The organism is Streptomyces sp. WAC05292, from assembly GCF_003949955.1.
GTDB lineage: Bacteria > Actinomycetota > Actinomycetes > Streptomycetales > Streptomycetaceae > Streptomyces > Streptomyces globosus.
This window is the reverse complement of the sequence record NZ_RPSE01000348.1, coordinates 1-6862: the sequence shown is the minus strand read 5'-3', so window position 1 is coordinate 6862 and position 6862 is coordinate 1. Positions and strand designations below refer to the sequence as shown.

8 protein-coding genes and 1 tRNA gene are annotated in these 6862 nt (G+C 74.2%); 2 read left to right on the top strand and 7 right to left on the bottom strand.

What is annotated here, in order from left to right:
* Nucleotides 1-121 precede the first annotated feature (121 nt).
* Together trmB and EF903_RS26260 are read left to right on the top strand one after the other, a co-directional pair.
* Nucleotides 122-934 (top strand): tRNA (guanosine(46)-N7)-methyltransferase TrmB, encoded by an 813-nt coding sequence (trmB, locus tag EF903_RS26265; RefSeq protein WP_125547217.1) that lies wholly within the window; start codon nucleotides 122-124, stop codon nucleotides 932-934.
* A gap of 40 nt (nucleotides 935-974) precedes the next feature.
* The gene (locus EF903_RS26260; protein ID WP_125547215.1) at nucleotides 975-2312 is read left to right on the top strand and encodes a PrsW family intramembrane metalloprotease; all 1338 of its coding nucleotides are present in this window, start codon (nucleotides 975-977) and stop codon (nucleotides 2310-2312) included.
* Here the strand turns inward: EF903_RS26260 and EF903_RS26255 are convergent.
* The 7 genes from EF903_RS26255 to EF903_RS26225 all read right to left on the bottom strand — a co-directional run.
* Nucleotides 2221-3204, bottom strand: a complete 984-nt coding sequence (locus EF903_RS26255) for a M23 family metallopeptidase (RefSeq protein WP_125547213.1) — start codon at nucleotides 3202-3204, stop codon at nucleotides 2221-2223. The genes EF903_RS26260 and EF903_RS26255 overlap by 92 nt on opposite strands.
* 367 nt (nucleotides 3205-3571) lie before the next feature.
* A tRNA-Met gene (locus EF903_RS26250) sits at nucleotides 3572-3645 on the bottom strand.
* A gap of 143 nt (nucleotides 3646-3788) precedes the next feature.
* Nucleotides 3789-4115 carry an AzlD domain-containing protein gene (locus EF903_RS26245; RefSeq protein ID WP_125547211.1) on the bottom strand — a complete coding sequence of 109 codons (327 nt, stop codon included), beginning with the start codon at nucleotides 4113-4115 and terminating at the stop codon, nucleotides 3789-3791.
* Entirely contained in the window at nucleotides 4112-4906 is a 795-nt protein-coding gene (locus EF903_RS35965; RefSeq protein WP_125547209.1) for an AzlC family ABC transporter permease, read from the bottom strand. The genes EF903_RS26245 and EF903_RS35965 overlap by 4 nt, the downstream gene beginning before the upstream one ends.
* The gene (locus tag EF903_RS26235; RefSeq protein WP_125547207.1) at nucleotides 4894-5382 is read right to left on the bottom strand and encodes a GNAT family N-acetyltransferase; all 489 of its coding nucleotides are present in this window, start codon (nucleotides 5380-5382) and stop codon (nucleotides 4894-4896) included. Before EF903_RS26235 ends, EF903_RS35965 begins: the two co-directional genes overlap by 13 nt.
* On the bottom strand, nucleotides 5382-6170 hold the full coding sequence (locus EF903_RS26230; RefSeq protein WP_125547205.1) for a 2OG-Fe dioxygenase family protein: 789 nt from the start codon (nucleotides 6168-6170) through the stop codon (nucleotides 5382-5384). The genes EF903_RS26235 and EF903_RS26230 overlap by 1 nt, the downstream gene beginning before the upstream one ends.
* A 44-nt stretch (nucleotides 6171-6214) precedes the next feature.
* Nucleotides 6215-6862, bottom strand: a 648-nt coding sequence (locus EF903_RS26225; protein ID WP_221888775.1) for a DinB family protein, incomplete at its 5' end; no start/stop codon positions are given.

Below are 6862 nucleotides of genomic sequence, written 5' to 3'. Positions count from 1 at the left end.
CGTCGGCAGCGCCAGATGTTTGTAAGAGCCGGCCCCCGCGCCCCGCCGCGTCCGCCGGTCCCCCGGCCGCGCGGGCCGTCGGCGGGCGGGGCGCGGGGGCGGGCCGTAGAATTCCGGGATTGTGTCTGAGTCCCGTACCCCCCAGCCCGACGCCCCGGAAGCCGAGCCCGCGGCGAACTCCTACGTGCCGCCCAAGTGGCGTACCGAGCCGCGGTTCCCCGACGGCCCCGCACCCGACCCGGCGGGCTCGCACCACGAGCGGCGGATCCGCAGCTTCCAGCCGCGGCGCAGCCGGGTCACCACCGGGCAGGGCGAGGCCCTGAAGCGGCTCTGGGGAACCTGGGGCCTGGACATCGACGGACGCGAGGTCCTCGACCTGGACCGGCTCTTCGGCGGGCTGCCCGTCGTACTGGAGATCGGCTTCGGCATGGGGGAGGCGACGGCGCAGATGGCCGCGGCCGACCCGGACACCGGCATCCTCGCGGCCGACGTGCACACCCCGGGCCAGGGCAACCTCCTCGCCCTCGCCGAGCGCGGCGGCATGACGAACGTCCGCGTGGCGAACGGCGATGCGATCATCCTGCTGCGCGAGATGCTCCCCCCGGCCTCCCTCGCGGGGATCCGCGTCTACTTCCCGGACCCGTGGCCGAAGGCCCGCCACCACAAGCGGCGCCTGATCCAGCCCGAGTTCCTCGACCTCGCGGCGACGCGGATGGCGCCGGGCGCGGTGCTGCACTGCGCGACCGACTGGGAGCCGTACGCCGAGCAGATGCTCGAAGTCCTCACCGCGCACCCGATGTTCGAGAACACGCAGGAGGACGGCGGCTTCGCGCCGCGGCCCGACTTCCGGCCGCTGACCCGCTTCGAAGGGCAGGGCCTGGACAAGGGGCACGTCGTACACGACTTGCTGTTCCGCCGGGTGGAGAACGCCTGAGGTCACTCCCCGTGTCGGGACGGCTCGCTAGAGTCATCGCGTGTTCCTGGCACTTCCCGGCTCCCGACCGCGGGCGCAGGTCCGCCCGCGCTTCCGTGCGCGGGCGTGCGTGCTCGCCGTCCTCGCCGCCTCCGGCCTGGCGATCCTCGAACTCGTCCGGCAGGAGACCGGCACCGCCGGCTTCCTGGTGGGCCTCGGCCTGGCCGTGCTGCCGGTGGCGCCGCTCCTCGCGGCGTTCCGGTGGCTGGGCAGGGCGGCGCCCCGGCCGTGGGCGCTGCTGCTGTTCTGCTTCGGCTGGGGTGCCTGCACGGCGGCGCTGATCGCGATACTGGCCAACGACTTCGCGACCGAGTGGATCGCGGGGGCGACCGCGGACCCGTCGGACGCGGACCTGCTCGGCTCGGTGGCCATCGCGCCGGTGGTGGAGGAGAGCGCGAAGGCGGCCGCCCTGCTGGCGGTGTTCGCCTTCCGCCGACGGCAGTTCACGGGGCCGGCGGACGGGTTCACGGTGGCCGGGTTCACGGCCACCGGGTTCGCGTTCACCGAGAACGTCCTGTACCTGGGGAACGCGTACACCGAGGACCTGGAGAGCTCGGCGGGCGTCCTGGACTCGGTGACGCTGGCGACGTTCTTCGTGCGGGTCGTGCTGTCGCCGTTCGCGCACCCGCTGTTCACGGTCCTGACGGGGCTCGGCTTCGGTGCCGCGGCCGCGGTCCGGGCGGGCCGGCGGCGGTCCCGGCCGGCGCGGTGCGGGCTGCCGCTGCTGGGGCTGGCGCTCGCGGTGGGCCTGCACGCCCTGTGGAACAGCTCGTCGCGGATGGGCGAGTACGGCTTCTACCGGGTCTACGGCTGCGTGATGGTGCCGCTGTTCGGACTGCTGCTGTGGCTGGCGGTGCGGATGCGGCGGCGCAGGCTGCGGGAGGTGGCCGGGGAGCTGGCGGTGTACGCGGCCGCGGGCTGGCTGGCCCCGGCGGAGGTGTCGGCGATGGCCTCGGTGCCGGCGCGGTCGCTGGCGCGGGCGCTGGCGCGGCGCAGCGGCGGCCGGGCCGCGGGCCGCGCGGTGGCCCGGTACGAGGCGGACGCGGCCGCGCTGGCGCTGCTGCGGCACCGGGCGCGGACGGGCCCGGCCTGGGATCCGGAGTTCGCGGGGCGGGAGGCGGAGCTGCTGCGCAGTCTGTGGCAGCGCCGGGCCACGGCCGGGCCGGCGCTGGCCCGGGCGGCGGTCATGGAGGACCTGCTGCCGCCGCGGCGGCCGTTCGTGCCGGCGGCGCGGAGGCCCGGCCGGCCTACGGGGTCAGACCCTTGGAGCGGAGCCACGCCAGCGGGTCCGTCGCCGATCCGCCCTTGCGGACCTCCAGGTGGAGGTGGGGGCCGGTGACGTTGCCGGTGGCGCCGACCCGGCCGATCGTGTCTCCCGCGCCGACCTCGCCGGAGGTGACGGACATCGAGGACAGGTGGCAGTACCAGATCTCGGTGCCGTCGGGGAGCTGGAGGACGATGCGGTAGCCGTAGGCGCCCGACCAGCCGGCCGAGATGACCTTCCCGCCGGCGACGGCCTTGACGGGGGTGCCGGTCGGGGCGGCGAAGTCCAGGCCTGTGTGCTGGCCTGAGGACCACATGGCGCCGGAGGCGCCGTAGTACGAGGTGATGGTGTAGGAGGAGGTCGGCAGGGAGTAGTTCCCGGCGGCCTTGGCGATCCGCTCCTCCTCGGCCTTCGCGGCGGCGGCTTCGGCGGCCGCCTTCTCCGCGGCGGCGCGGGCTTCCTCGGCGGCCTTCTCCGCGGCTTCACGGCCGGCCTTGGCCTCGGCGGCGGCGGCCTCCTGAGCGGCTCGGGCCGCTTCGGCGCGGGCCTGCGAGTCGGCGGCGTCGCTCTGGTGCCCTGCCTGCTGGAGGATGCGCGTGCGCAGGACCTCTCCGGCGTCGGGTGCGCCGCCCTGCTGCGCGAGGATGCCGGTCCGCGCCCCGGTCTCGCCCCCGGTGCCGGTGTCCGGGCCGGTGTCGTCGTCGGAGGGCCCCGTGAAGGACGGTATGGATATGGGGACTTGGGGGCGGTCCTGGGCGGTGGCGATGCCGCCGGCGCCGACGGCGGCGATGATGCCGACACCGAGGACGGTGGAGCTGCGGGCGAGTCCGCCGCCCTGCTTCGCGACGCGGTGCTTCCCGCGGACGGGGCGGACGGAGTCCTCGGTGGGGTTCCACTCGCCCCAGGCGCCGGGGGACGGCGGTTCCTGGATCTCGATGCCGTCGGGCGCAGGCACGTTGGAGGCCACCGGGGCACACTCCTCAGGGGACAGTCGAACGCACACGGCGCCGCCTCTTGCGACGGCTGGGACGACCGCACTGCGTTATCGAACGGTAATAGACGCAGGGGAATGATTCCAAGCCGCTGCGCTTGATCATTCCGGCCAAGAGGGCGCGGAGTGGCCGTATATGAGGCAGGCAAAGCAGCCTTCCGCCCATCAAAAAGGATGTATCGCCCGCGAATTGCGTATCTCTTCAGCCACACAGGCCTCTTGACGCACCCTCACCGGCCTTGCGGTGCGCGGCCGATCCCTCACGCACCGTCACGACGGCGGGAGTGTCCGGGCGGGAACGACGAAGGCCCGGCTTCCATGGGAAGCCGGGCCTCGTACTGAGTAGCGGGGACAGGATTTGAACCTGCGACCTCTGGGTTATGAGCCCAGCGAGCTACCGAGCTGCTCCACCCCGCGTCGGTAGGACCAACCCTACGCCATCGGAGCGGGGGCCTGCGCCCATTTACCGCCCGCGGCACTCCCCGGACCCCCTCAACCCGAACATAAGCGCAGGTCAGAGCCTTTTTGAAGGAATCAAAGACGGTGGCCGGAGCGCCGCCTCAGCCCGTGAGGAAGCGGAGCAGTGCCAGGGAGCCGATGCCGAACGCGATCGTGAGGTAGAAGTTCCGCGTCCGCCAGGCCAGCAGCAGCGTCGGCGCCGCCAGCCACAGCCCGAGGTTCCCCGGGCCGAGGTCGAGCCGGCCGTCCGGCACGAACAGCGGCGGGGCGAGCAGCGCGGCGATCACCGCGGGCGGCACCTGCCGCAGCCAGACCACGACCGGCCCGGGCAGGGACGCCGCCGCCAGGAACAGCGTCGGCAGCAGCCGGGGACCGAAGGTCACGGCCGCCATCCCGGCGATGGTGAGGGCGAGAACGGGGCCGCTCATCGACTCGCACCTCCTTCCGCGGGTTCGGCGTCATCCCCGAGGGCGGGCAAGCGCTCCGCGCGGGGGGTCAGGGCGAGGCCGAAGGTGGCGGCGAGGGCCGCGGCCGCCAGGACGGCCCAGTACTCCAGGCCGAGCAGGGTCAGCCCCGCCGCGAGGGCGCCTGCCAGCACGGCGACGGCCAGGCCGCGCCGGTCGGCGACGACGCCCGCCGCCAGCAGGGCCATGAACATGGCGGGCAGCGCGTAGTCCAGGCCGAGCGCCTCCACATCGGTGACGAGGTCCCCGGCGAGGACGCCCGCCAGCGTGCCCGCCACCCACGAGCCGTGGACGGCGGTGTTGAAGGCGAACACCTCGGCCTTGGGGCGTCGGGCGCGCTCGGCCCACTGCGCCGAGTGCACGGCGAAGGCCTCGTCGGTCAGCTCGTACGCGAACAGCGCCTGCTCCCGGCGCCGCCAGCCGGCCAGCCGCGGCGCGATGGCCGCGGACAGCAGCAGGTGCCGCAGGTTGACGACGAAGGTCGTCAGGACGACGGCGTACGGGGCGGCGCCGACCGCCAGCAGCTGGAGGGCGGCGAACTGCGACGACCCGCCGTAGACGAACGCCGACATGGCCGCCGACGCCCACCAGGGCAGCCCCGCGGTGTGCCCGAGGACGCCGAACGCGAAGGCCACCGGCACGTAGCCGAGCATGACGGGCACGGCCTGCCCGAGCCCGGCCGCCCACGCCCGCGGCGCAGGCGCAGACGGGGCGGCAGGCGCAGCCGGGGCGGCGGGGGCTGCTACAGGTCGCATTCGAAGGTCCTCTCCCCCAGCGCCGGCCGGAACCCCGCCCCGGTCCACAGGCCGGTCGCCGCCTCGTTGCCGTCGAGGACGGCGAGGAAGATCCGGCGCACCCCGCGGCGCCGGAAGGCCTCCAGGGCGTCCGCCGCCATCACCCGCGCCAGCCCCAGCCGGCGGTGGCCCGGGTCGACCACCGCGTGGCTGATGCTGCCGCGCACGCCGAAGGAGCCGGCCAGCAGCGCGGCGACGACGCGGCCCGACGGGGTCCGCACCACGCGGCACAGGTCCGCCGAGTGGGCCAGGTGCCCCGCCAGGAGCGCCTCGTCCTCCCACTCGCAGTACGCGGCCTGCGGCGCGGCCCGCAGCAGCGCGATGACCTGCGGGATGTCGGCGGCGGCCATGTCGGCCGAGACCGCGTGCGCCGCCGGCGGGGGCGGCGCGACCAGTACGTCGAACGGCTCGGCGAGCGCCGGCGCTGCCGCCGGCATCAGACCAGCGTCTCGTACGGCGAGCCCGGCAGGGAGAAGGAGATCGCGAGCACGTCGCGGTGGCCGCCCTTGTCCTCGCCCGCGCTCAGGCCGGTGACGTGGTGCTTCATCGCCCGGTCCTCGAAGATCAGGGAGTCGAGCGGGGTGAGGAAGGTGCCCTTGGCGAGGGGCTCCTCGTCCCAGGTGAAGACCGTGCTGTGGCCGCCCTCGACGTCGACGCGGGAGATCAGGTGCAGGCCGGCCCACGGGTAGCCGTCGGAGTGGATGCCCTCAGGGACGAGCTCGTTGTACTTGCCCGGGTTGATCTCGATGCGGATCTGGTGGATCTGGCACACCCAGGTGCGGTCGCGGTACTCGGCCTCGATGGGCAGGTTGTCGAAGTCGTACCGGACCAGGGCCCGGAACAGCGGGTTGGTGTACGTCGACTCCTCGACGTCGCCGAAGTGCCGCTCGATGCCGCCGACGAACGCGTTCATGGCCTCGCTCTGGAAGTACGCGACGTGGTCGAGCGGGACCAGCTCGCCCGTGGCGGGCGTGAACGCGAAGTCGCTGTAGCGGCGGGTGCGGACGGCGCGGTCGCCGCCGCCGAAGTGGACGTCCGGGGTGAGCCGGCTCCAGGACGCCTGGAGGTCGCCGAACGCGTCGGCGAGCTCCGGGGAGAGGGCCAGGTCGGCGGCCGACACCAGCGCGTAGCGCTTCTCGCGCAGGTCGTCGCGCAGGTCCGGGCCGACGGCGGCGATGGTGTCCGGGACGGGGGTCCGGAGGGCGGTGGGCACGGCGGTGGTCATGGCGGTGGGTCCCTTCTGGGGGTACGGACGGGAAGGCGGGCGGGTCAGCGCAGGCCGAGGGAGGCGTACGCGGCGTCGAGCTCGGCGACGTCGAGGCCGGCGGCCTGCCGGACGAGGCGGATGGCCCGGTAGATCTGGTTGATGTGCGCGATGTCGTGGCCGACGACCTTGCGGATCATGACCTCCATGGTTTCGCCGCCCTGCTCGCCGTGGCGGCCCGTCCGCTGCCAGTCGGCGGGCGGCAGGGCGGCGAGGAGCGCGACGTTCGAGGCGCGCAGCCCGGTCCAGGCGTCGAGCATCTGGCGGAACGGCAGGCGGGGCAGCGGGGCCCACAGCTGCTCGTCGTAGCCCGGGTAGACCGGGTCGTCCTCGGTGGCGACGAGCCGCCAGCGGAAGCCGTAGACGATGTCGACGTCGAAGAGGTGGCCCACGATGAACGCGGCGGGCCACTCGCCCGGCTCGGGGACGGTCTCGGCGAGCTCGGTGGGCAGGTCCGCGAAGAGGCGGGCCGCCCAGACCGGCGTCTGCGCGAGGACGTCGAAGGGGTCGCGGTCTCCCGCGACGGCGAGGAGGGCGTCGACGTACGCGGCGGGGTCCTCGGTGGCGGAGGGGATGTCTATGCGGTGCACGTCCGTGTCGGCGAGCGGGCTCATCGGGGTTCCTTCCTGAAGGGGGCTGGTCGGGGGCAGGGG

What these genes read in the sequence shown, in the direction of transcription:
- EF903_RS26230 (WP_125547205.1), bottom strand. Translation starts at nt 6,170, where the DNA reads ATGACCACCGCCGTGCCCACCGCCCTCCGGACCCCCGTCCCGGACACC.
- EF903_RS35965 (WP_125547209.1), bottom strand. Translation starts at nt 4,906, where the DNA reads ATGCGACCTGTAGCAGCCCCCGCCGCCCCGGCTGCGCCTGCCGCCCCG.
- EF903_RS26245 (WP_125547211.1), bottom strand. Translation starts at nt 4,115, where the DNA reads ATGAGCGGCCCCGTTCTCGCCCTCACCATCGCCGGGATGGCGGCCGTG.
- EF903_RS26235 (WP_125547207.1), bottom strand. Translation starts at nt 5,382, where the DNA reads ATGCCGGCGGCAGCGCCGGCGCTCGCCGAGCCGTTCGACGTACTGGTC.